Below are 23061 nucleotides of genomic sequence, written 5' to 3' on the forward strand. Positions count from 1 at the left end.
GCGGGCAGGCGGTCACAACGCCCGCCGTGCGCCCCGGCCCCGCACCCACCTGTCTGTGTAATTCATCCCGCTGACCATCTGTTCATCTAGAGTGAACATATGATCAGCGTTGCGCTGCGTCCCCCCATCCCTCTCCGAAAAGGAATGCCTTCATGACCCACTCTGCACACTCCAGCCGTTCCCAGAACCTTTCCGCCGCCACCCAGCCGCACCTCTGGGATCTGCTGGTCATCGGGGGAGGGGCCTCGGGGCTGGGCACGGCAGTCGAGGCGGCCACGCGCGGCTACCGCGTGCTGCTGCTGGAATCCCACGATTACGCCAAGGGCACCAGCAGCCGCAGCACCAAGCTGGTTCACGGCGGCGTGCGCTATCTGGCGCAGGGCAACGTGTCTCTGGTGCGCGAGGCGCTGCACGAGCGAGGGCTGCTGAAGAAGAACGCGCCGCATCTGGTGCGCGACCTGGGCTTTCTGATCGCGGCCTATAAGTGGTGGTCCGCACCGTTCTACGGCATCGGCCTGAAGATGTATGACCTGCTGGCCGGCAAGCTGAACCTGAAAGCCAGCGGCTTCATCAACCGGGCCCAGGCCCTGAAGCAGATTCCGACCCTCAAGACCAGCGGCCTGGGCGGCGGCATCCTGTATTTCGACGGGCAGTTCGATGACGCGCGCCTGGCGATCACGCTGCTGCGGACACTGCAGGACCACGGCGGGGTGGCCCTGAACCACGCCCCCGTGACCGGGCTGATCGTGGAGGACGGCAAGGTCATGGGAGCCCGTTTCCGGGACGAGGAAAGCGGTCAGAGCCATGAGGTCCGTGCCCGAGTCGTGGTAAACGCCACGGGCATCTTCGTGGACAACCTGCGCCGCATGGAAAATCCGGCGGTGAAATCCATGCTCTCGCCCAGCCAGGGTGTGCATGTGGTGGTGGACCGCCGCTTTTTGCCCGGAGACAGCGCCCTGATGATCCCCCGTACCGATGACGGACGGGTGCTGTTCGCCGTGCCGTGGCACGACCATGTGGTGATCGGCACGACGGATACGCCGGTGCCCGACGTGAGCTGGGAACCGCGCGCCCTGCCCGAGGAAGTAGAATTCATCCTGAAAACGGCGGCGCAGTACCTGGACCCGGCCCCGACCCGCGCCGACGTGCTCAGCGTCTACGCGGGCCTGCGTCCCCTGGTCAAGGCCGCGGAGGGCACCGACACCAAGGCGCTGTCACGCGACCACATCATCCGTATCTCTGAAGGCGGGATGATCACGCTGACCGGTGGCAAGTGGACCACCTACCGCCGCATGGGCGAGGATACCGTGAACCGCGCCGCCGAACTCGCGGGCCTGCCCGCCCGGCTGAGTCTGACGGCCGGATTGAAACTGCACGGCGCCACCACCGAGAACCTGCCCGACCACTGGAAGGTCTACGGCACCGACGCCGAGCGGATCCAGGCCCTGCCGGGCGCGTCGGTCCGGCTGCATCCCGACCTGCCCTACATGGAGGCGGAGGTGCGCTGGGCCGTTCAAAACGAGCAGGCCCGCACGGTGGAGGATGTGCTGGCCCGCCGCACCCGCGCCCTGCTTCTGAATGCCCGCGCCAGCGCCGCCGCCGCGCCCCGGACCGCCGAGATCATGGCCGAGGAGCTGGGACAGGACGCGGACTGGCAGGCGCAGCAGGTGGACGAATACCGTGCGCTGGCCGACGGGTACGTGCTGCACGGGGCCTGAGGGGCAGCGTTCACCAGAGATGGTGCGGAAGGGCGTGACGCGGGAAGGTGGTCACGCCCTTCCCTGTGGCTGTCCTGCGCCACCGGACCGCTAGACTGCCGGCATATCCCAGGAGGTTTTCCCTTGTTTCAGCCCGACCGCGAAGCAATGCCCGTGCCCGAACTGCGCGCCCTGCAACTGCGCCAGCTTCAGGACATGGTCGCCCGACAGTATGCACACGTTCCCGCCTACCGCGAGAAGTTTGAGGCGGCAGGTTTAAAACCCGATGATCTGCGCTCACTGGACGACCTGTCCCGTTTTCCCTTTACCCGCAAGAGTGACCTGCGCGAACACTATCCGCTGGGCCTGATCGCCACGCCCCGCGAGAAGCTCCGGCGCATTCATGCGAGCAGCGGCACCGGGGGCAAGCCGACGGTGGTGGGATACGACGACCACGACCTAGAAGTCTTTGGCGAGGTGGTGGCACGCAGCCTGTATGCGGCGGGAGCGCGGCCCGGCATGGTGTTCCACAACGCTTACGGCTACGGTCTGTTCACCGGGGGGCTGGGCACCCACGGCGGCGCGGCGCGGCTGGGCCTGTGCACCGTACCGGTCTCGGGCGGCGGCACCGAGCGGCAGGTCAGTCTGATTCAGGACCTGCAGCCCGAGGTGATCGCCTGTACGCCCAGCTACGCGCTGGTACTCGCCGAGGCGCTGGAACGCCAGGGACTGAGTCCGGATGAGATTCCGCTGAAATATGCCGTGCTGGGCGCCGAGCCGTGGGCCGAGAAGACCCGCGCGGAGGTCCAGAAGCGCCTGGGGGTGGTCGCCACCAACATCTACGGCCTCTCAGAGATCATCGGCCCCGGCGTGAGCAACGAGGACGCAGCCGAGCAACACGGCAGCTACCTGTGGGAGGACCACTTCTACCCCGAGATCGTGGACCCCGACACGGGGGAGGCGCTGCCCGACGGCGAGTGGGGGGTGCTGATCCTGAGCAGCATGACGCGCACGGCGCTGCCGATCCTGCGTTACTGGACCGGCGACATCACCCGGCTGCTGCCCGGCGACAACAGCACCGGCCGCACGGTGCGGCGCATGGACATCATCCGGGGCCGCAGCGACGACCTGATCATCCTGCGGGGTGTCAACGTCTACCCCACCCAGCTCGAAGCCGTGCTCGTCGGACTGGGACAGGCCAGCCCGCACTACCACGTCACCCTGACCCGCACGGGACTGATGGACGAGTTGACCCTGCAGATCGAGGCCGAGCCCGGGGCGCTCACGCTGCGTCAGGAAATCGAGCGTCAGATCAAGGTGCAGGTCGGCGTGACCGTGCGCTGCGAATTGTGCGTTCCCGGCACTTTGCCCCGCAGCGAGGGCGGCAAGCTGCGGCGCGTCACCGATCTGCGCGGCGCACGGTAACGGGATGGCCGGGGGCGGACCACCGGCACCGAGGAGCGGCGAGGGCTCCGGGCCGGGCCGCCCGCTGATCCGCCCGGCCCAGCCCAGCGACGAGGCGCGGCTGGGCGAAATCGCCTACCTGACCGGCTTTTTTGGAGACAGTGCCCGGGCGTACTTCCCGGACCAGCAGCTGTTTGCCGACCTGTGGGTCCGTCCATACCTGCACCTGGACCACAATGTCTCCTTCGTAGCCCAGGTGGGATCAGAGGTGGTCGGCTACATCCTCGGTTCGGTGGATGAGGCCGAGTACCGGCACGCGCTGCTGCGGGATCTGGCACGCACGGTGCTGCCCGGCGCGCTCTCGCAGCGCTACCGGCGTCCGTTGTCGGGCCTGCCGTACCTGACACGCACGCTGCTGTATCCCTCGCCCCATGCTCCGGAACGCGAGTTTCCCGCCCACCTGCACCTCAACCTGCTGCCGAACGCCCGTGGACTGGGACTGGGCCGGAACCTGCTGCGAACCTTTCTGCACCAGCTGGCCGACCGGGGGGTTGCGGGCGTCCAGTTGTCCACCACCGACCGGAATCAGGCGGCGCTCGGCCTGTACACCAATGAAGGGTTTGGGGTGTCGGCTTCCCGACCGACCCCGTTGTGGACACCGTGGCTGACCCAGCCGGTGCAGCAGCTGTGCCTGACCCGGCCCATGGTTCGCTGACCACCTCCCGCTTTCCTCTGAGCAGTGGAAACCTTTCATCTTGTCGGTAGACAGCCACCCCACAGCAACGGGGTCCCACACCAATGTGTGACCCCGTTGCCAATCCCGACTGCCTGTCAGCCCGGCTGCTTGATGCGGACCTTTTCCAGGGCCGACAGAACATCCTCGACCAGGTCGCCGGGTTCCTCGATGCCCACGCTGAGCCGCACCAGTCCCGGCGTCACGCCCTGACGCAGCAGGGTTTCTTCCCCCAGCAGCGCGTGGGTGGTGCTTGCCGGGTGGCACGTCAGGCTCTCCACGTCTCCCAGGCTGACCGCCTGGGTGAACAGCTTCAGGCTGTTCAGGAAGGACATGGCAGCCTCCGACGTGCCCAGGTCCAGGCTCACCAGGCCGCCGAAGGCCCGCATCTGCCGCCGGGCCACCTCGTGGCCGGGATGGTCGCTCAGGCCCGGGTAGTACACCGCTTCCACAGCGGGGTGGCCCTTCAGGGCCTCTGCCAGCGCCTGCGCCCCGGCGCAGTGGGCGTCCATGCGCAGCGGCAGGGTCTTCATGCCGCGCAGGAACAGGTAGGCCTCGAACGGTCCCAGCGAGGCCCCCACGTGCCGCAGGCCCAGGCCGCGCAGTTCGCCCAGCAGCTCTGCCGAACCAGCAACAATGCCGCCGATGGCGTCGCCGTGCCCGCCAAGGTACTTGGTGGCGCTGTGCATCACCAGATCGATGCCGTGTTCGGCCGGCCGGGTCAGGTAGGGCGTGCTGAAGGTGTTGTCAACCACCGTGAGCGCGCCCACTCCCTGTGCGGCGCAGGCCACACGGGCCAGATCCAGAATGCCCAGCCGGGGATTGGTGGGGGTTTCCAACCACACCAGACGGGTCCGCGCCGACACCTTCGCCTCCAGATCCGTTTCGTCGAGGGCCTCATGAACCGTCACCCCGAACTTGTGGGCCACTTCCAGCAAGAAGCCCTCGGTGCCGCCGTACAGCGGCGCCAGGAACACCACCTCGTCGCCCGGCTTGAGCAACGTCAGGGCGATGGCCGAGACCGCTCCCATACCGCTGGCAAAGGCCACAGCGTCCTCAGTCCCTTCCAGGTCGGCCAGCTTTTCCTCGAAAGCGCGCACCGTGGGGTTCGTCAGACGCGAATAGAAATATCCGCTCTCCTCACCCGCGAACAACCGCTGCCCGCGTTCGGCGCTGCCGTAAGCGAAGGTGCTCGTGGCGTAGATGGGCGTGACGTGCGCGCCGGTCGTGGGGTCGGGGCTGTGACCGGCATGAACGGCGCGGGTCCGGAAGGCGCGTGCCGCGGCGCCACGTTCTGAATTGGAAGTCATGCCTGTAGTGTAAGGCGGCTCCCAACAAACGTTCGTTCAAGCTGGACAGCCGGGCCAGGCCCCATGCCAGACAGCGCGGCCCGGCCAGCATGAACTGGCCGGGCGCGGCAGGGGGGCGGGGAACTTCAGTTCAGCTCGTACCAGTGGGTCGAGAGGGTGCTCAGGGTGCCGCTGACCTTGCCGGCCTGGAGCTTGAGTCCGGCGGGACGTCCGGCGAACAGGGGCTTCAGGGCCGTTCCGGACGGCAGATTCAGGGTGATGTTCTGCGCCGCCTTGTCGTTCAGGTTCAGGACCTGCAGGTACCGGTGGCCCTGGTAAGTCCACACGGTGGCCTTGACCCGTCCGCCGACGCCGGGCACCGCCACACTCTGACGCTCACCGTTGAGCAGCACCGGGGCGAGCAGCTTGACTTCCCGGGCCAGCTTGCGCAGTTCGCCGTTGAGCTGGGTGTACTTGGCCATGTCGTTGGTGGTGTCGAGGTAGGTGTAGTACAGGATGCCCTTGACCCCGGCGGCGAGCGCCTGATTGGTCATGCTGTTGAGTTCCTGGGCCGTGGGATACCGGCCGTTCTCCCAGCGGAAGCTCTGCAAGTTGGCGATGGGCAGGGTGCCCTTCTGGGCCGCCTCGCTCACCAGCTTCTGCATCACCGGGTACACCACGCTGATGGGATCTCCGCCGTCGATCGGGTAGGACTGGTTGCCCACCGCGTCGGCCCGGCCGAAGTAGTCGCTGTGGCTGTTGGCAAAGCTGATCGCCATGCTCGTGTAGGTCAGGTGATCTGGGTCGAGCGCCTTGGTCATGCGGTGGCGTTTTTCCAGTTCCTGCGGGGTGACGCGGTTGTTGCAGTCGTCCGCAATCATCCAGCCCAGGGTGGCCGGGTGGCTCTTGAGCGCCGCGATGGACGTGGCGTTGTAGTCCTCGACGATGACCTTCATGCCGCGGGCCTGGGCCGTGTCCAGCACCTTGGTAAAGCCGCCCAGGTCCATTTCCGGGTCGAACATGGTCATGTTCACGGTGTTGAAGCCCAGGTTGGCGATGGCATTCAGGTCACGCAGGCGCTTCTGGGCGTTGCCGGCCCAGGACACGTGGTAAAAGCCCATCGGGAACATCGCCTGGTTTCCGACCAGCAGCGTTCCATCGGGACGCACGGTGGTGCCGGTCCCACCGCCAGCCACGGTGCCGGGAGCGGCCAGCGCGGCCAGACGGTCGGCCGCGCTCTGGGCGACGCCCTCGGTGGCCAGTCCTTCCTCACCGGTCATTGCGGTGTCCGTGGCCTCGGGCATCCCGGCGGCGGGGGCCGTCATGGTGTCCGGCAGGCGGGGGGTGGTGTTCTGGGAGCAGGAGGCCAGCAGCAACGACAGGGCACAGGCCATAAAAACACGGTTTTTCATGTTGGACTTCCTTCGGAGACCCGGCTGACTTCTGTACCCCGCAAGGGGGCTGAAGTCCCGTGGCTTTGCGTCGCCCCTTCACAGGGGGTTTGCCTTTATCGAGAAGCGAGGGGATGAGGGCGTCCGGTTCCGGTCACAGGAGCGGCCATGCGCTTGGGGTGCGGAACTTGAGACTCAGATTAAAGATTGTTTCTGACAGAAGTCGCACGTATTGGCCCGTTAATGTTCGCCGCCGTGCGCTGCAAAGTCAGGCCCACAAGACGTTTGGAACGGAGAAAACCTTCTTGATCCAGTCGCGTGTCAGATTTAACCGCACACCCGTTTCTGCAGAACCGAGGAGGGCCTTCAGGCACTGGCCTTTATCTTCTGGACCAGGGAAACACAAAAAAGATTTCAGTCCTCCTCCTAGAAGACTGAAATCTTCAGAATCGCCCGGTACCTACCGCGCGCCGAACCCGGTCAGGATGGTCTGGATGGTCTTGAAGACGATGAGCAGGTCCAGCTGCAGTGACAGGTGCTTGACGTAATAGAAGTCATAGCGCAGTTTCTCGACCGTCTGACCTACGTCTGCCGCGTACCCCTGGTTGACCTGTGCCCAGCCGGTAATGCCGGGCCGCACCCAGTGCCGCGTGGCGTACAGCGGAATGCTCTCCTCGAAATCCGCCGCGAACGCCCACTGCTCGGGCCGCGGGCCGATGATGCTCATGTCTCCGGTCAGGACGTTCCAGAACTGGGGCAGTTCATCCAGCCGGAACTTGCGCAGAAAGGCCCCCACCGGGGTCACGCGCAGGTCCCCGTGCTGGGCGAAGGCCGGGCCTGAGCGCTCGGAATCACGGGTCATGGTGCGGAACTTGACAATGCGGAAAGGAACTCCATCCTTACCGACCCGTTCCTGCCAGAACAGGATGGGCCGCCCGCTGTTGAACAGCACCACCAGCGCCACCAGGCCCATCAGCGGCAGCAGCACCGGCAGCAGCACGAGCGTCAGCGCCACGTCCAGGCCACGCTTGACGAGCATGTAGCTGGAATAGAAGGTCGTCTCGTCCAACCAGTCGCGGTGTACGAGGTCCAGGGAGACCTTGCCGCTGAGTTCCTCATCCAGCAGGTTCTTGGACCACACCGGCAGTTTGGTCACGCGGGCATGCTCGATCAGCCGCTGCTGGTCTGGCTGCAGGTAAACGTCGGTGTTCAGCAGAATGCCGTCCACCTGGGACAGGGTGCCCGGCTGGTGCGGCGAGATCAGGACATACCGCAGCCGGGGATGAAACAGCTGGGGGCCTGCGTTGTCGGGCACGGCCGGAGCGCCGGACAGGACGCCCAGGCACAGCGGCGGATCCATACGGTGAAGGAACCACAGCGCCACGGCAATCAGGATCAGCCAGACCGTGTGCAGCGAGAGCAGCAGCGGCAGCGCAGCTGTCCAGCCCAGAGCCATGAAGGTCAGGGCCGCGATGAAAAAGGCCCACACCGGAATGTACAGGCTGGCCTGCCGCCGCTGCAGCAGGGTCCGCTGAAAGTGAGAGCGGCTAAGCAGCCCGCTGAACACGCCGATGATCAGCCACACCCGCACCAGCCTCAACCGCTCGGCCCCTCCAATCTGGACAAAGCCCAACGCCCACCAGAACAGCACGCCCAAGAGCAGCAGGAGCCCCAGATCCACGGCGACGGCCAGCCAGTTGAGCCGGCGCCGCTCACGGGACGCCGAGCGAACGGGAGAGCTGAAATCCAGGATGGCCCGCATGCTCAACGGTGGACCTGCCCGAACATTCCGGCCATGAAGACCGGCGGGTGACCGATAGGAATGGTGGATCCGCTTCCAGGCATCAACATGGGGGCGAGGTGGGCCGGGCAGCCCAGCAGAGAACGGAAACGATCACGCCTTAACATAGGGTGCTCCGGGGTCCGTGTCAGAACCCTGTATGACTGCCCGCTCATGCGGAGGGGGGCGCCGTGGAATCCAGCCGCTGCGCCCGGACTTCCTCCCAGGCCAGGGCCGTGGCGATGGCCTCGGACACCCCCAGCCGGGGAGACCACCCCAGGTACTGGCGTGCGCGCGTGATCTCAGCGCACGCTCCGGCACTGTCGCCGGGACGGCGGCCGGCTTCCCGGACCTGCACGGGCGTGGGTGACAGGGCCTGAAAGGCGTCAACGAGTTCGCGCACCGTGACTCCCCGTCCGGTGCCCACATTGATGGCGAGAAAGGGCGACGGCTCCCCGGTCGCGGCGGCCCGCGCAAAGGCCTCATCAAACTGCTCGACCGCCGCGACATGTGCGAGTGCCAGGTCCCAGACGTGAATGTAATCGCGCAGCCCACTGCCATCCCGCGAGGGGTAATCCGTGCCGGTGATCTGAAACTCCGGCGCACGTCCGCGCGCCGCGGACATCAGCCGGCCCAGCACGTGCGACGGATCGGGGACGTACGGCCCGCTCCTGAGCTTGGGATCGCTGCCGATGGGATTGAAATAACGCAGGGCGATGGCCCGCAGACCGTTGGAGCGGTCCTCGCTCGCCCGGCACAGGTCCTCGAGCATCAGCTCGGTCATCCATTTGCTGCGGGCATAGGGACTCAGCGGGCGCAGCGGGCTGTCCTCGCTCACCACGAAATCCTCGGGGCTGTCGTAGATGGCGGCGCTGGAGCTGAAGATCACGCGGCCCGCCCCCAGTTCCAGCAGGGTCTCGAAAAGTTCCAGGCTGCCCACCACGTTCTGCCGGTAATACAGGGCAGGTTCCTGCACCGACTCGGAGACCACGATACGCGCGGCGAAGTGAATGGTCGCCCCGATGTCGGGATGCTCGGCGAAGATGCGCCGGACCAGTGCGCCGTCCGCCATGTCCCCCCGGTAAAAAATGCGGCCCCGCGTGAAGACCTCCGGGCCGCTGACCAGTGAATCCAGCACGACGGGCACGTGCCCGGCCTCCTCCAGCGCAGAGCAGGTGGTGCTGCCGATGTAACCGGCTCCACCGGTGACCAGGACTTTCATTGGGAAAGCATACTGTCGGCCATAGGGGGTGTCGTTACCCCCAACCCCAACCCCCGCCCCCGGCCCACCCCGGTTCCAGAAGGGGCCCTCAAGATCGCCTGAGCGGGATACAGGCCAGGCCCTTCCCGGAACCGGGGTTTCGCGCTTGCTGTCGGGTTCCCCCCGGCCCGCCCGTCTTGTTCCCCTGACCGAAACTCCGTATGGTGGCAGACAATGACAATCAAGAGTGTGTTGGACAGGCCCGTACGGGCCACCTGGCGGCCAAATGCAGATTTTTGACCCCACCATCTTCCCGATCCTGGCAGCAGACGGTCTGACCAACGGAGCAGTGTACGCACTGCTCGCGCTGGCGCTGGTGCTCGTCTTCGCCGTGACCCGCGTGATCTTCATTCCTCAGGGCGAGTTCGTGGTGTTCGGCACCCTGACGCTGGCTTCCTTGCAACTGGGGCGCACGCCGGGCACGCTGTGGCTGCTGCTCGTTCTGCTGGCGGTCGCGGCGGTGATGGAGGCAGCGGGGCTGGTCCGCGGCGGACAGGCGCGGCGCGGGCTGACCACGCTGGGCGGCGCAGCGCTGCTGGGCGCGGGCCTGTGGGCGCTCACCGGCTGGCTCGCGCCCCTGAAGCCGGCGCTGTGGGTTCAGGTGGTGCTGACCCTGGGTCTGGTCACGGCGCTGGGGCCGCTGCTGTACCGGGTGGTGTACCAGCCGCTGCAGAACGCCACGGTGCTCGTGCTGCTGATCGCCTCGGTGGCGCTGCACCTGCTGCTGACCGGGCTGGCACTGGTGTTCTTCGGCCCGGAAGGATCGCGCACGCCGGCCTTCTTCGAGGGCCAGCTCGCGCTGGGGCAGGTCACCCTGAGCCGCCAGAGCCTGCTGGTGATCGCGGCCTCGGCGCTGCTCATGCTCGGGCTGTATTTCTTCTTCGAGCGCACCATGCCGGGCAAGGCGCTGCGGGCCACCGCCGTGAACCGGCTGGGCGCCCGGCTGGTCGGCATCAGTCCGTCCTCGGCGGGCCGGCTGACCTTCACGCTGGCCGCGTTGATCGGCGCGCTGGGCGGCGTCCTGATCGGCCCCAGCGTCGCCGTGACCTATGACAGCGGCTTTCTGATCGGCCTCAAGGGATTTGTCGGCGCGATCATCGGCGGACTGGTCAGCTACCCGCTGGCGGCGGCGGGCGCGGTGCTCGTCGGGCTGATCGAGAGCTTCGCGTCCTTCAGTCTCTCGGCGTGGAAGGAGGTCATCGTGTTCACGCTGATCCTGCCGGTCCTGCTGTGGCGCTCGCTGACCACCCGCCACATTCCGGAGGACGAGGAATGAGCGCGCCAACCAACCGGCGCTCCGCGCTGCGCCTGGGCCTGGGCGTGGCCGCCGCGCTGATCGCGCTGTCGCTGCCGCTGCTGCTGCCGCTGTTTCAGGTCACGCTGCTCACCAACATCCTGATCTTCTCCATCGTGGTGACCGGGCTGGTGCTGCTGACCGGCATCCTGGGCCTGACCAGTTTCGGGCAGGCGGCCTTCATGGGGGTCGGCGCGTACACCACCGCCATACTGACGGCGCAGATGGGCTGGAATCCGTGGCTGTCGCTGCCGGTCTCGCTGCTCGTTACCGGCGTGATCGCGTGGCTGCTGGGCCTGCTCACGCTGCGCATGCAGGGTCATTACCTGCCGCTGGCCACGATCGCGTGGGGCATCAGCCTGTTCTACGTGTTCGGCAACACCCCGGCCCTGGGCGGTTTCACCGGTCTGACCGACATTCCACCCATTTCTGTCTTCGGGCTGGCCCTGACTTCACCGCGCTCGTTCGCGTATCTGGCGCTGGTGTGCCTGGGGCTGGTGGCGCTGGGCGCGCAGTTCCTGCTGTCCAGCCGGGTCGGGCGGGCCATGCGGGCGCTGCGCGGCGGACCGCTGGTGGCCGAGGCCTTCGGGGTCCCCATCTTCGGCCTGCGGGTGCAGGTGTTCGTGCTCTCGGCCCTGATGGCGGCGCTGGCCGGCTGGCTGTACGCGCACAGCCAGCGCTTCGTCAACCCCACGCCCTTCAGCCTGCAGGCGGGCATCGAATACCTGTTCATGGCAGTGGTGGGCGGTTCGCAACACGTCTGGGGCGGGGTCCTGGGCGCGGGACTGATCACCCAGATCCGCGAGCAGCTGCGCGACATTCTGCCCGGCCTGCTCGGTCAGCAGGGCAACTTCGAGGTCATCGTATTCGGGGCGCTGGTGATCGTGGTGCTGCAGTTCGCGCGGCGCGGGCTGTGGCCGCTGGTGGAACTGCTGCTGCCGCAGGAGCAGATGCGCGTCCTGCCGGAACGCGAGCGGCTGGGTTCCCGGTCCAAGCCCCAGCCGGGGACGCCGCTGTTGAGCGTGCAGCACGCGGTCAAGCAGTTTGGCGGCCTGCGGGCGGTGGGGGACGTGTCCTTTGAGCTCAGGGCCGGGGAGATCCTGGGCCTGATCGGGCCCAACGGAGCGGGCAAGAGCACCATGTTCAACCTGATCACCGGCGTGAATCCGGCGACTTCCGGCCGGGTCAGCTTCCTGGGTCAGGACATCAGCCGCCGCAGCGCCGGACATATTCACCGACTGGGCCTGAGCCGCACCTTTCAGCATGTCAAGGTGCTGCCCGACCTCACCCTGCTGGAAAACACCATGATGGGCGGCTACGCCCGGGGACGGGCCGGAATCATCCGCAGCATGCTGCATCTGGAACGCCGGGAAGAGGCCGCCCTGCAGCACGAGGCGCTGCGCCAGCTGGCGCGGGTCGGTCTGGGTGATCAGGCCTTCGCGCCCGCCGGAGGGCTGGCCCTCGGACAGCAGCGCATCCTGGAAATCGCCCGGGCGCTGGTGGCCGATCCGGCGTTGTTGCTGCTCGACGAACCCGCCGCCGGGCTGCGCTACGGCGAGAAGATGGAACTCGTGGCGCTGCTGCGGCGGCTGCGGGACGAGGGAGTGACCATTTTGCTCGTTGAACATGACATGGAACTGGTGATGACGTTGGTGGACCGGCTGGTGGTCATGAACTACGGCGAGAAGCTGGCCGAGGGCACCCCACAGCAGGTGCAGGGCAACGCCGACGTGCGCGAGGCCTACCTGGGCGTGGATATGGACGAGGAGGGGGCCGCATGACCGCGCCTTCCCGTACCGCCTCCGCGGCCGTCCCCACCCCCGAGCCGCTGCTGCAGGTCCGCGACCTGCACACCCGCTACGGCAGCGTGGAGGCGCTGAGCGGTGTTTCGCTGGACGTGCCGGTCGGCCACATCGTCAGCGTGATCGGGGCCAACGGAGCGGGCAAGACCACCCTGATGAACTCGGTGATGGGCATCCTGCCGAGCAGCGGCGAGCTGCTGTACGAGGGCCAGAGCCTGCGGGGCGTGTCGCTCGAGGCCCGCGTGGCCCGCGGCATCAGCCTGGTGCCCGAACGGCGCGACCTGTTCGCCTCCATGAGCGTGGCCGACAATCTGACCCTGGGAGCCTACAGCCGCCGCCGCCAGCCGTGGCGGCGTGACCTGGATCAGGTTTACGAACGCTTTCCGCGCCTGCTGGAACGGCGCCGGCAGCTCGCGGGAACGCTGTCGGGCGGCGAGCAGCAGATGCTTGCCATCGGCCGAGCCCTAATGGGCCGGCCCCGGCTGCTGCTGCTCGACGAACCCTCGCTGGGCCTCGCGCCGCTGATCGTGCGCGATATCCTGCGCATCGTGCGCCGGTTGCAGGAAGAGGGCGTGACGGTCCTGCTCGTCGAGCAGAATGCCCGCGCCAGCCTCGCCATCAGCGACGGCGGCTACGTGCTGGAAACCGGTGAAGTCAAGCTCAGCGGGCCGGCCAGAGAGCTGGCCCAGAATCCGGACCTGACCGCCAGTTACCTGGGAGGCTAGGCCAGCACGCTCCACCCAACGCCGAAGCTTGCCGTGCCGGCGCATACACAGAGCAGCGGTCCACCGTCAACCCCACGGTGGGCCGCTGCCCGTCTTCTCCTTCTCAATGGACGGGCGGTGCCCCCCGCCACAGACGCACCCCACCCCGGACGGTTTTGTGTCCTTTTTGAGCTTCGCCTGCTGAAATCAGGCATTCCTGAAGAGCATCTGATCAGGAAGGGTTTTCTGTGCGCTTCCAATGAGGCCAAGCCCCACAGCAGCCCCCCGCTTTATAAAAGAAAATCAGTTTTCTACATGCTAAAACCCCTTTCCAGAGTTCAAGCACCGGTCGGCGTTCTCAGACCGGAAAGGATAATTCCATGACCAAAACAATGACCCGTCTTCTGACCCTGACCACCCTTCTGCTCGGCGCCGCGCACGCAGGAAGCGCCACCACCTCCGCCACCAGTACAGCCACCGCCTCAGCGAGTGCGGTGGGCACCGCCGCCAGCTCCAGCTCGCAGGTTAGCGTCAGCGCCGTGGTGCTGCTGGATGCCCAGGGCCGCGTGGTCGGTACGGCCAACAGCACCGGACAGTTCGTGTTCCAGGGCACCAGCCGCGCCGCGACCCGGGCGCAGGTCACCTTCCGCAACGGCATGAAGCGCACCTACGACCTGTCGGGAAGCCTGCAGGCCCAGGCCACGGCCAGCCTGGACAGCGTGCTCGTCGCCGACGGCGGCCAGTCGCTGACCCTGACCCAGACCATCCGCACCGAGGTGCAGGCTCAGGCGACGGCCACCCGCGCCCTGTCGGGCAAGTCGGTGACCCTGCTGGGTGCCAACGGACAGGTGGTCGGCAGCTTCGACGCCAGCGGGCAGTGGAAGGGCAACGTCAGCGCCGCCCAGGCCACCTCCGTGCTCGTCACCCTCCAGAACGGCCAGCGCGCCACCTACAGCCTCACCCAGAACCTCGCCGTGGATGCCCGCAATACGGTCAGCCTCGATCGCCTGCAGGTCCGGGCCAACAACCGCAGCGAAGCCCTGATCAATGTCCTGCTGGGCGGCACGGCAAACGGCGCGGGCACCGGGACCGGAAGCGTCAGCACCTCCTCTTCCGCCGCAGGCAGCGCCAGCAGCGCGGGAACGGCGACCGGCGCGGGTGGAACCACCTCGGCTGGAGCTTCCGGGAGCGCAGGCGGCACGGCCTCCGGCTCGAGTGACCAGGGCGGCGCGGGCATCGGCGTCAGCGTGGGCGTCGGTGTGGGCGTCGGTGTCGGTGTGGGCGTGGGGATCGGCGGCGGCAAGTAAGCACCGGATGGATTTCAGCCGCTGACCACAACCCAAGGAAGGCCCCCCAGAAGAAACTGGGGGGCCTTCTCGTTTGGGGCCGCTCCTTCAACCTACTTCAGCAGCTTCCATGAGCCGTCCACCACCTGCACCATCACGCGGCTGCGGGCATCCAGGCCCAGGTGGTCGGTGGCCGACATGTTGAAGATGCCGTGCGCGCCGATCACGTTGCGGGTGCCTTCCAGCGCGTCACGCAGGGCGCTGCGGAACGCGGGGGTCCCCGGCTGGGCGTTCTTCAGGGCCGCCGGAATTGCCTTTTGCAGCAGCAGTCCGGCGTCCCACATGTGCGCCCCGAAGGTGGAGACGCTGTCCTTGCCGTATTTTGCCTCGTACTGGCTGGCATAGTTCAGGCCCACTTTCTTGTTGGGGCTGGTCTCGGGCAACTGGCTGGCGACGAGCACGGGGCCGGCGGGCAGGATTGCGCCCTCCACATCCTTGCCGCCCACCCGCAGGAAGTCGGCGTTGGCAACCCCGTGGGTCTGATAGATCTTGCCGGTGTAGCCCCGGTCGTTGAGGGTCTTCTGCGGCAGCACGGCCGGCACCCCGGACGCCCCGACCAGAACGGCGTCGGGCTTGGCAGCCACGATTTTCAGAATCTGGCCGGTCACGCTGGTGTCGCTGCGGCCATAACGCTCCTCGGCCACGACCTTGATGCCGCGGGCGGCGGCATTCTTCTTGAGTTCGGCGAGCCAGCCCTCACCGTAGGCGTCGTTGAAGCCGATGTAGCCCACGGTCTTGATCTTGTTCTGCTGCATGTGTTGGGCAATCGCGGCCGCCATCAGGGCGTCGGTCTGCGGGGTCTTGAACACCCACTGACGTTTGGCGTCCACCGGCTTGATGATGGCCTCGGAGGCGGCCAGGCTGATCATCGGCACCTTGGCTTCCGACACCACATCGATCATCGCGAGCGAGGCGGGTGTGGTGGTGGTTCCCACGATCACGTCCACCTTGTTGTCCTGGATCAGCTTGCGGGCGGCCGTGACGGCGGCGGTGGTGTCCGAGGCGTCGTCGAGAATGGTGTACACGATCTTCTGGCCGGCAATGGTCTGGGGCAGCAGCGCCACGGTGTTGCGCTCGGGGATGCCCAGGCTGGCGGCGGGACCGGTGCCCGAGACGATTACGCCCACACGGACCTCGGCAAGGGCCAGGGACGAGGCGGCGAGCAGGGCGGTCAGGACAAGACGGGACTTCAGGGTGCGTTGCATGGTGAAACCTCCATAGGATGACGGGGATACCGCTGGGTTGTGGGTGGGAGGATGCTAGCAGAACGCGGCGCAGCAGACCGTACCCCTGCGCCGCTCAGCTTCCCTCTGCCTCGGCCCGGAAGGCCAGATACAGCCGGGCGAGCAGCGCCGGGTCGCTCAATCGGCCGCCCAGGACCTCCTCGGCCCGGCGCAGGCGGTAGCGCAGGGTGTTGACGTGGATGTCCAGCCGCGTGGCCAGCTCCGAGAGGGGGCCCCGGTGGTCCAGATAGGCCCGCAGCGTGGCCTTGATCCGGCCGCCGTCTTCCAGCGCCGCGAGCTGCGAGTTCACCTGAGCCGCCAGCGCCGCCAGCGCCCCATCCGAGAGCAGCGCGTGTAGAGCGTCCATCTCGTGAAAGACCGTGTGGCCGCGCGCCTGTCGGGTAGCAAGCAGGGCCTGCCGCGCCTCCCCGAAGGCGCCCTGGACCTGTCCCACCAGGCCCGCTCCGCCGCCGGGATGGCGGCCACTGACGCCCAGGCGCACGTCCAGCGCGGTGGAGGCCGTCAGGGCCAGATGCAGTTCGCGGGCCTCGCGCGGCAGGTCCAGGGTGGTCCACAGCCACACCGCCCGGCCCTCGAGCACCGTGGAATGGCCAGCCAGCCGCCGCTCGCTGAAGTAGCCCTCGCCCACGGCGGCAAGCAGATCCAGGGCCTGGGGATCGGGGGACGGGGTGTCGTGGGGACCGTGGAGGGGGGGCAGGGTCGCCACCGCCAGCGCGAAGGGCTCGCCTCCCAGCACGGCGGGGCCACGCTCCTGGGGCGGCTGTCCGGCGAGCAGGGCGTCGAGCATCCGTTCTCCCACCCGGCGCCGCGCCGCCCCCGCTGCCGCCGACCTCAGCCGGGCAAGCAGCGCGTACTCGGCGAGCACCGGAGCGAGGGCCTGCCACTCCTCCGGCATGGCCAGCTCCAGCGTGCCGACATGCCGGCCGGCGTGTTCCAGCCGCAGGGTGTGGGAGCTTCCCCGGGCCTTGCCCGCAGAGGCCACCGGATCGCCCCAGCTCGCGCGGATCTCGGCAAAGCCGCCGGTCCAGCGTGCCGCCAGCCGCACCAGCTCGCGCTCAGGGGTGGCCGAGAGGGCGGCTTCGCGCAGCGCCGTCAGCAGGAATTCCACGCCCGGCGCCCGCAGCGCCTCCAGCGCAAGCAGCGCCTGCGCTGCCCCCCGCACCGCGGTATGCGGCAGATCCGGCCCCAGCCCCTCAGCCTCTTCCACCTCCCGGAACGACCGGGCGGCGTCTGAGCCAACGTCCAGTCCGAGCCGGACCCTCAACTCACCAAGTGTGGGCATCTGGAGCAATCTACAACTTTGCACTTCCAGATTCACACAGCGCACAAGACATGGGCCGGACGGCGTTCTATGCTGAGGACCGTTCACAGTTCAAGTTCCTTCCATCCCGCCGGAGACCCCATGAAATATGCCCGCTTTATTGCCGGAGGCCGCCGCCTGAACGGTCACCTCAGCGACGGCCAGCTGATCGACGCCGCCGGAGTCGCGCACGCGCCCGACGACGTTCAGTTCCTGCTGCCCGTCGAGCCGCCCAAGGTCATCGCCCTGGCCCTGAACTACAACGACCACGCTGGAGAACTGGGCCTGACCCAGCCCAAGGAACCCGCGCTGTTCTGGAAGCCGAACACCACCCTGCTGCCGCACCGGGGCAGCGTGATCTATCCGCGCGGCGCGCAGTTCATGCACTACGAGGTCGAGCTCGGCGTGATCATCGGGCGCGACGCCCGGCGCGTCAAGGCGAAAGACGCCATGGATTACGTGGGCGGCTACACCATCGGCAACGATCTGGTGGTGCGTGATTACGTGACCAACACCTTCCGCCCCCCCATGCGCGGCAAGGGCTGGGACACCTTCGGGCCGCTGGGGCCGTACTACGTCACCGCCGACGAGGTGGCCGATCCCCATGACCTGAAACTCACGGCCCATGTGAACGGCGAACTGCGTCAGGAAGGCAGCACCCGCGACATGATTTTCAGCATTCCCGAGCTGATCGAGCACATCTCGCGCTTCATGACCCTGCAGAAGGACGACGTGATCCTGACCGGCACGCCCAAGGGCATCTCGCACGTGCATCCTGGAGACGTGATGCGGCTGGAGGTGGAGGGCCTGGGCACCCTGATCAACGACATCGTGGAAGAGGACGAGGAAGCCGAGCCGATCACCGGACAGGAGAGCAGGGAAGGCGAGTGGGACGGACGGTGACGCCCCTGCACACGCCCATCAAGGAGTGGATATGACCCAGACGGCCTCCCATCCCAACCATGACCTCGCCGCGCAGCTTCGCAAGAGCCGCCTGGAAGGGGGTCTGCAGCATTTCATCGGCGGACAGTGGACAGACTCGCACGGCGCCGAGACCTTTGAGACGCACTCGCCCGTGGACAACTCGCTGCTCACGGCGGTGGCGAGCGGAGACGCCACGGACATTGACCGCGCCGCCCGCGCCGCCCACGACGCTTTTCAGACCTGGCGCGAGGTGGGCGGACACGAGCGCAAGAAGATCCTGCACCGGATTGCCGACCTGATCGAGGCCCGCGCCCAGGAAATCGCCGTGCTGGAAAGCATGGACACCGGGCAGGCCATCCGGTTCATGAAGTCGGCGGCCACGCGCGGAGCCGAGAACTTCCGCTTCTTCGCCGACCGCGCCCCCTCGGCAGCGGACGGCCACAGCCTGCCCGCGCCCGGCTTCATCAACTACACCCTGCGCCAGCCCATCGGGCCGGTGGGTGTGATTACCCCGTGGAACACGCCATTCATGCTGTCCACCTGGAAAATCGCGCCGGCCCTCGCCGCCGGGTGCACGGTGGTCCACAAACCCGCCGAGTGGAGTCCGGTCACGGCCACGGTGCTCGCCGAGATCATGGACGAGGCAGGGCTGCCCAAGGGGGTCCACAATCTGGTCCACGGCTTCGGCGAGAGCGCGGGCAAATCGCTGACCGAACACCCGCTGATCCGGGCCGTCGCCTTCGTGGGCGAGACGACCACCGGCAGCCACATCATGCGTCAGGGGGCCGACACCCTCAAGCGCGTGCATTTCGAGCTGGGCGGCAAGAATCCAGTGGTGGTCTTCGACGACGCCGATCTGGAAAAGGCCCTGGACGCCGTGGTGTTCATGATCTACAGCCTGAACGGCGAGCGCTGCACCAGTTCCAGCCGCGTGCTGATCCAGCAGGGCATCTATGACGAGTTCACTGCCCGGATTGCCGAGCGGGCGAGAAACATCCGCGTGGGCGATCCGCTGAATCCCGAAACCGAGGTCGGCCCCCTCGTCCACCCGCGCCATTTCGAGAAGGTCATGGGCTACTTCGGTCAGGCAAAAGAGGACGGGGCCACCATCGCCGCCGGGGGCGAGCGCGTCGGTCAGGAGGGCAATTTCGTCTCTCCCACGCTGTTCACCGCCGCCCGCAACGACATGCGCATCGCACAGGAGGAGATCTTCGGGCCGGTGCTGACCGCCATCCCGTTTGACGATGAAGCCGACGCCCTGGCCCTGGCGAATGATGTGCAGTACGGTCTGGCCGGCTACCTGTGGACCAATGACCTGACCCGTGCCCACCGCTTTGCTCAGGGGCTGGAGGCGGGCATGATCTGGGTCAATTCCGAGAACGTGCGGCACCTGCCCACCCCCTTCGGCGGCGTGAAGAACAGCGGCATCGGCCGCGACGGCGGCGATTACAGCTTTGACTTCTACATGGAGACGAAGAACATCGCCATCAGCCTGGGCACACACAAGACCGCCCGGCTGGGCGTGGGTCAGCCGCAACCCCAGCGGGACCGGGCAGACGGGAGGCTGGCGGAATGACCTCCGGCCGTCTGCTGATCACCGGGGCCGCTGGAGAGGTCGGCTCGGCCCTGCGCGGGCTCCTGCGCGACCACCTGGGCGAGGCCTTTCCCACCCTGCGCCTGAGCGACACCCGCGATCTGGGCGAGGCCGCCGCGGGCGAGGAAATTGCCTACGCCGACCTGACCAAGTTTGAAGAGGTCCGGCGGGCGATGGACGGCGTAGACGCCGTCATTCACCTGGGCGGCATCGCCAACGAACACAGCTACGAGATGATCCGCGACGTGAACGTGGACGGCACCTACCACGTGCTGGAAGCGGCGCGGCAGGCCGGAGTGCAGCGCGTCGCGTTTGCCTCCAGCATCCACACCGTCGGCTTCTATCCGCGCTCGGAAACCATCTCCCCCAGCGTGCCTGTGCGCCCGGACACCTACTACGGCGTGAGCAAGGTGTACGGCGAGGCGCTGGGCCGGATGTACTGGGAACGCTCCGGCATGGAGTTTGTGGGCGTGCGCATCTGCTCGTTTCAGCCGCAGCCCAAGGACGCCCGGCACCTTTCCACGTGGCTCTCGCCCCGTGACGCCGCGCAGCTGTTTGCCCGCGCCGTCACCGTCCCCGACGTGGGCTTCCTGATCGTGGCGGGCATCAGCGGCAACACCCGGCGCTGGATGTCCCCCGAGGGCTGGGACGTGCTGGGCTACACGCCGCAGGACGACGCCGAGGCGTATGCAGCGGGGGTTGAAGACATCCACGGCGACCCGAATGACATCACCGAGCAGCGTCAGGGCGGGATTTTCGTGGACTCGGGCTACACCGGCCTCGCCGGAAAGGAGCAGTAGATATGGCCGCCATCACCGGACAGCAGTTCCTGGACCGCCTTCAGAAGAACCCGCCCACCCTTTACATCGACGGTGAACGCATCACCGATCCCACCACGCATCCCTCGACCCGCAACATGTGCGCCTCGCTGGCGGGGTTGTACGACCTGCAACACCAGCCGGACCTGCGCGACGCCCTGACCTACGAAGAAGGCGGCGAGCGCCACGCCATCAGCTTCATGGTGCCGCGCAGCAAGGAGGACCTCAGGCGCATCGGCGAGGCCCACCGCATCCGGGCCAATTACTCGCTGGGCTTCCTGGGCCGCGCGCCGGACTACATGAACGCCAACGTGATGGCGGCGGGGATGGGCGCCGAGTACTTCGGCCAGTGCGATGCCAGCCGCCCCGGCAGCGGGGAGCGCGACTTCGCCGCCAACATGCGCCGCTACTACGAGCACGTGCGCGACAATGATCTGTGCCTGACGCACGCCCTGACCAATCCACAGGTCAACCGCGCCAAACAGGCCTCCGAGATGCCTGACCCCTACATCGCGCTGGGCGTGGTGGAGGAAACCGACGCGGGCGTCGTGGTGCGCGGCGCGCGGATGATGGCGACCCTGCCGATTGCCGACGAGATTCTGGTGTTTCCGTCCACGGTCCTCAAGGAAAACGCCGACAAGAGCAAATACGCGATGGGCTTCGGCATTCCCACCAACACGCCGGGCCTGAGCTTCCAGTGCCGCGAACCCATCGACGTGGGCCGCGACCCCGAGGACCATCCCCTCGCCAGCCGCTTCGACGAGCAGGACGCTTTCGTGATCTTCGACGACGTGCTCGTGCCGTGGGAACGTGTCTTCCTGCTGTACGACGTGGAACTCGCGAACAAGGCCTACGCCCGGACCGACGCCGTGCTGCACATGGCATATCAGGTGGTCAACCTCAAGATCGCCAAGACGGAAGCCTTCCTGGGCACCGCCCAGAGCATCGTGGACGCGATTGGCAGCGGGCAGTTCCAGCACGTTCAGAGCAAGGTTGCCGAGATCATCGTGATGCTCGAGATCATGAAGGGTCTGGAGGCCGCGGCCCGCGAGGGCGCCGAGCCCAACGAGTACGGTGTGATGACCCCGGCCCGGGGCCCCCTGGACGCCGCGCGCAACTACTATCCGGCCAACCACGCCCGCCTGCCGGAGCTGCTGCAGTTGCTGGGCGCCTCGGGCATCATCATGATGCCGAGCAAGGCCGACCGCGAGGGACCGCTGGGCGAGCAGATTGCCAAGTACCTGCAGGCGGGCCGCGCCACGGCGGAGGAACGCCTGAAGCTGTTCCGCCTGGCGTGGGACATGTCCATGAGCAGCTTCGCGGGCCGGCAGACCCTCTACGAGCGCTACTTCTTCGGCGATCCGGTACGCATGCACTCCGCGCTGTACGAGGTGTTCGACAAGCAGCCGTATGTGGACCGCATCCACGCCTTCCTGGAACGCGAGGACCGGCGCGAGGCGGTGGCGGCAGATGACTGAGCGCCGCTCCCGGCCCAACATCATCCGCATCGCCCACGCCGTCTTCACGGTGAAGAATCTGGACGCCAGCCGCGAGTTCTACGTGGACCTGCTGGGCATGAACGTGCTGCACGAGGAACCGGGGGCGCTGTACTTGCGCGGCGTCGAGGACCGCGAGTGGACCCTGAAGCTGGTCGAGGAGGGAAGCTCTGCCGTGCGCCACCTGGCCTACCGCGTGAACGGCGAGGCCGATCTGGACGCGCTGGTGGCTCTGGCCGAGACCGAGGGGCTGCCCTACCGCTGGGAGGAGGAACTCGACCGCCCGCGCCTGCTGCGCATGCAGGACCCCTTTGGCGTGCCGGTGGCCTTCTACCACGTCAGCCAGAAATACCCGTGGCTGCTGCAGGACTTTCACCTGCACCGGGGGCCGGGGCTGCAGCGGGTCGACCACGTGAACGTGATGGTGCCCGACGTGGAAAAGACCATGCGCTGGTATATGGACCGCCTGGGTTTCCGGCTGTCGGAATACACGGTCGACGAGCAGGAACGCTACTGGGCGGCGTGGATTCAGCGCCGGGGCGGCGTTCACGATCTGGCCCTCACCAACGGCCCCGGCCCCCGCCTGCACCACTGGGCGTACTGGATGCCCGACGCCATGTCCATCCTGCGGACCTGCGACATCCTCGCGGGCGCACGCCAGCCTGAGCGCATCGAGCGGGGGCCGGGGCGACACGGCGTCTCCAATGCATTCTTCCTGTACATCCGTGACCCGGACGGCCACCGCATCGAGCTGTATACCAGCGACTACATCACGGTGGACCCCGACTTCGAGCCGATTCGCTGGCTGCGCGACGACCCCCGGCGACAGACCCTGTGGGGAGCCCGAACTCCGCGCAGCTGGTTCGAGGAAGCGTCCGAGATGGAAGCCTTTGACGGCGGCACGGTGACGCCGGTGGCCGGAGAGTTGACGGGCATCCCGGTTCATGTGATCTGATGAACGCCACACGGTTTTAAATCCCAGGA

At 67.2% G+C, this 23061-nt stretch carries 18 protein-coding genes and 1 riboswitch; of the genes, 12 read left to right on the top strand and 6 right to left on the bottom strand.

All coding sequences use genetic code 11. The features are described from left to right. Positions 1 to 152: 152 nt before the first annotated feature. From IEY21_RS01830 to IEY21_RS01840, 3 genes are all read left to right on the top strand, one after another. Positions 153 to 1718: a glycerol-3-phosphate dehydrogenase/oxidase gene (locus IEY21_RS01830; RefSeq protein ID WP_188900755.1), complete on the top strand. Its 1566-nt coding sequence runs from the start codon at positions 153 to 155 to the stop codon at positions 1716 to 1718. Between the two features lie 123 nt (positions 1719 to 1841). After that, complete coding sequence (gene paaK / locus IEY21_RS01835) at positions 1842 to 3122, top strand: phenylacetate--CoA ligase PaaK (RefSeq protein ID WP_188900757.1); 1281 nt, start codon at positions 1842 to 1844, stop codon at positions 3120 to 3122. A 4-nt stretch (positions 3123 to 3126) separates the two neighbouring features. Then, entirely contained in the window at positions 3127 to 3816 is a 690-nt protein-coding gene (locus IEY21_RS01840; protein WP_188900759.1) for a GNAT family N-acetyltransferase, read from the top strand. A 116-nt stretch (positions 3817 to 3932) separates the two neighbouring features. On the opposite strand, the gene IEY21_RS01845 is transcribed toward IEY21_RS01840, so the two are convergent. From IEY21_RS01845 to galE, 4 genes are all read right to left on the bottom strand, one after another. Continuing rightward, the gene (locus tag IEY21_RS01845) at positions 3933 to 5144 is read right to left on the bottom strand and encodes a trans-sulfuration enzyme family protein (RefSeq protein WP_188900761.1); all 1212 of its coding nucleotides are present in this window, start codon (positions 5142 to 5144) and stop codon (positions 3933 to 3935) included. A 125-nt stretch (positions 5145 to 5269) separates the two neighbouring features. After that, positions 5270 to 6535, bottom strand: a complete 1266-nt coding sequence (locus IEY21_RS01850) for a hypothetical protein (protein WP_188900763.1) — start codon at positions 6533 to 6535, stop codon at positions 5270 to 5272. An 11-nt stretch (positions 6536 to 6546) separates the two neighbouring features. After that, positions 6547 to 6639, bottom strand: a riboswitch (cyclic di-GMP riboswitch). 335 nt (positions 6640 to 6974) lie between these two features. After that, positions 6975 to 8276, bottom strand: a complete 1302-nt coding sequence (locus tag IEY21_RS16790) for a sugar transferase (RefSeq protein ID WP_229752790.1) — start codon at positions 8274 to 8276, stop codon at positions 6975 to 6977. A 190-nt stretch (positions 8277 to 8466) separates the two neighbouring features. Continuing rightward, on the bottom strand, positions 8467 to 9516 hold the full coding sequence (gene galE / locus IEY21_RS01860) for a UDP-glucose 4-epimerase GalE (RefSeq protein WP_188900765.1): 1050 nt from the start codon (positions 9514 to 9516) through the stop codon (positions 8467 to 8469). A gap of 265 nt (positions 9517 to 9781) precedes the next feature. Here galE and IEY21_RS01865 point away from each other — a divergent pair, with 265 nt between their 5' ends. The 4 genes from IEY21_RS01865 (at position 9782) to IEY21_RS01880 (ending at position 14662) form a co-directional block, all read left to right on the top strand. Then, positions 9782 to 10831: a branched-chain amino acid ABC transporter permease gene (locus tag IEY21_RS01865; RefSeq protein WP_188900767.1), complete on the top strand. Its 1050-nt coding sequence runs from the start codon at positions 9782 to 9784 to the stop codon at positions 10829 to 10831. Then, positions 10828 to 12630, top strand: coding sequence for a branched-chain amino acid ABC transporter ATP-binding protein/permease (locus tag IEY21_RS01870; RefSeq protein ID WP_188900769.1), 1803 nt, complete (start codon positions 10828 to 10830; stop codon positions 12628 to 12630). The genes IEY21_RS01865 and IEY21_RS01870 overlap by 4 nt, the downstream gene beginning before the upstream one ends. Further along, entirely contained in the window at positions 12627 to 13376 is a 750-nt protein-coding gene (locus tag IEY21_RS01875; RefSeq protein ID WP_188900771.1) for an ABC transporter ATP-binding protein, read from the top strand. The genes IEY21_RS01870 and IEY21_RS01875 overlap by 4 nt, the downstream gene beginning before the upstream one ends. 359 nt (positions 13377 to 13735) lie before the next feature. After that, on the top strand, positions 13736 to 14662 hold the full coding sequence (locus IEY21_RS01880; RefSeq protein ID WP_188900773.1) for a hypothetical protein: 927 nt from the start codon (positions 13736 to 13738) through the stop codon (positions 14660 to 14662). A gap of 92 nt (positions 14663 to 14754) precedes the next feature. Here IEY21_RS01880 and IEY21_RS01885 read toward each other — a convergent pair whose 3' ends face one another. After that, positions 14755 to 15906 (bottom strand): ABC transporter substrate-binding protein, encoded by a 1152-nt coding sequence (locus IEY21_RS01885; RefSeq protein ID WP_188900775.1) that lies wholly within the window; start codon positions 15904 to 15906, stop codon positions 14755 to 14757. A 94-nt stretch (positions 15907 to 16000) separates the two neighbouring features. Further along, positions 16001 to 17227, bottom strand: a complete 1227-nt coding sequence (locus IEY21_RS01890; RefSeq protein WP_188900777.1) for a PucR family transcriptional regulator — start codon at positions 17225 to 17227, stop codon at positions 16001 to 16003. A gap of 120 nt (positions 17228 to 17347) precedes the next feature. Between IEY21_RS01890 and IEY21_RS01895 the strand changes: the two genes are divergently transcribed. The 5 genes from IEY21_RS01895 to hpaD are packed head-to-tail and all read left to right on the top strand — an operon-like array spanning position 17348 to position 23032. Beyond that, positions 17348 to 18148 carry a fumarylacetoacetate hydrolase family protein gene (locus IEY21_RS01895; RefSeq protein WP_188900779.1) on the top strand — a complete coding sequence of 267 codons (801 nt, stop codon included), beginning with the start codon at positions 17348 to 17350 and terminating at the stop codon, positions 18146 to 18148. Positions 18149 to 18179: 31 nt separating this feature from the next. After that, positions 18180 to 19745, top strand: coding sequence for a 5-carboxymethyl-2-hydroxymuconate semialdehyde dehydrogenase (hpaE, locus tag IEY21_RS01900; RefSeq protein WP_188900781.1), 1566 nt, complete (start codon positions 18180 to 18182; stop codon positions 19743 to 19745). Then, positions 19742 to 20563: an NAD-dependent epimerase/dehydratase family protein gene (locus IEY21_RS01905; RefSeq protein WP_188900783.1), complete on the top strand. Its 822-nt coding sequence runs from the start codon at positions 19742 to 19744 to the stop codon at positions 20561 to 20563. The genes hpaE and IEY21_RS01905 overlap by 4 nt, the downstream gene beginning before the upstream one ends. Positions 20564 to 20565: 2 nt before the next feature. Then, positions 20566 to 22059, top strand: a complete 1494-nt coding sequence (hpaB, locus tag IEY21_RS01910) for a 4-hydroxyphenylacetate 3-monooxygenase, oxygenase component (protein WP_188900785.1) — start codon at positions 20566 to 20568, stop codon at positions 22057 to 22059. Further along, positions 22052 to 23032, top strand: a complete 981-nt coding sequence (gene hpaD / locus IEY21_RS01915; protein ID WP_188900787.1) for a 3,4-dihydroxyphenylacetate 2,3-dioxygenase — start codon at positions 22052 to 22054, stop codon at positions 23030 to 23032. Before hpaB ends, hpaD begins: the two co-directional genes overlap by 8 nt. Positions 23033 to 23061: the final 29 nt, after the last annotated feature.

The sequence above is a fragment of the Deinococcus aerophilus genome (assembly GCF_014647075.1).
Taxonomy (GTDB): Bacteria; Deinococcota; Deinococci; order Deinococcales; family Deinococcaceae; genus Deinococcus; species Deinococcus aerophilus.

Excerpts from the sequence above, each read along its gene's own strand:
- IEY21_RS01890 (WP_188900777.1), bottom strand. The coding sequence starts at position 17,227 with ATGCCCACACTTGGTGAGTTGAGGGTCCGGCTCGGACTGGACGTTGGC.
- IEY21_RS01850 (WP_188900763.1), bottom strand. The coding sequence starts at position 6,535 with ATGAAAAACCGTGTTTTTATGGCCTGTGCCCTGTCGTTGCTGCTGGCC.
- hpaB (WP_188900785.1), top strand. The coding sequence starts at position 20,566 with ATGGCCGCCATCACCGGACAGCAGTTCCTGGACCGCCTTCAGAAGAAC.
- hpaE (WP_188900781.1), top strand. The coding sequence starts at position 18,180 with ATGACCCAGACGGCCTCCCATCCCAACCATGACCTCGCCGCGCAGCTT.
- IEY21_RS01875 (WP_188900771.1), top strand. The coding sequence starts at position 12,627 with ATGACCGCGCCTTCCCGTACCGCCTCCGCGGCCGTCCCCACCCCCGAG.
- IEY21_RS01885 (WP_188900775.1), bottom strand. The coding sequence starts at position 15,906 with ATGCAACGCACCCTGAAGTCCCGTCTTGTCCTGACCGCCCTGCTCGCC.
- IEY21_RS01840 (WP_188900759.1), top strand. The coding sequence starts at position 3,127 with ATGGCCGGGGGCGGACCACCGGCACCGAGGAGCGGCGAGGGCTCCGGG.
- IEY21_RS01845 (WP_188900761.1), bottom strand. The coding sequence starts at position 5,144 with ATGACTTCCAATTCAGAACGTGGCGCCGCGGCACGCGCCTTCCGGACC.
- IEY21_RS01880 (WP_188900773.1), top strand. The coding sequence starts at position 13,736 with ATGACCAAAACAATGACCCGTCTTCTGACCCTGACCACCCTTCTGCTC.
- IEY21_RS01865 (WP_188900767.1), top strand. The coding sequence starts at position 9,782 with ATGCAGATTTTTGACCCCACCATCTTCCCGATCCTGGCAGCAGACGGT.
- IEY21_RS01830 (WP_188900755.1), top strand. The coding sequence starts at position 153 with ATGACCCACTCTGCACACTCCAGCCGTTCCCAGAACCTTTCCGCCGCC.
- IEY21_RS01895 (WP_188900779.1), top strand. The coding sequence starts at position 17,348 with ATGAAATATGCCCGCTTTATTGCCGGAGGCCGCCGCCTGAACGGTCAC.
- galE (WP_188900765.1), bottom strand. The coding sequence starts at position 9,516 with ATGAAAGTCCTGGTCACCGGTGGAGCCGGTTACATCGGCAGCACCACC.
- hpaD (WP_188900787.1), top strand. The coding sequence starts at position 22,052 with ATGACTGAGCGCCGCTCCCGGCCCAACATCATCCGCATCGCCCACGCC.
- IEY21_RS01905 (WP_188900783.1), top strand. The coding sequence starts at position 19,742 with ATGACCTCCGGCCGTCTGCTGATCACCGGGGCCGCTGGAGAGGTCGGC.
- IEY21_RS16790 (WP_229752790.1), bottom strand. The coding sequence starts at position 8,276 with ATGCGGGCCATCCTGGATTTCAGCTCTCCCGTTCGCTCGGCGTCCCGT.
- IEY21_RS01870 (WP_188900769.1), top strand. The coding sequence starts at position 10,828 with ATGAGCGCGCCAACCAACCGGCGCTCCGCGCTGCGCCTGGGCCTGGGC.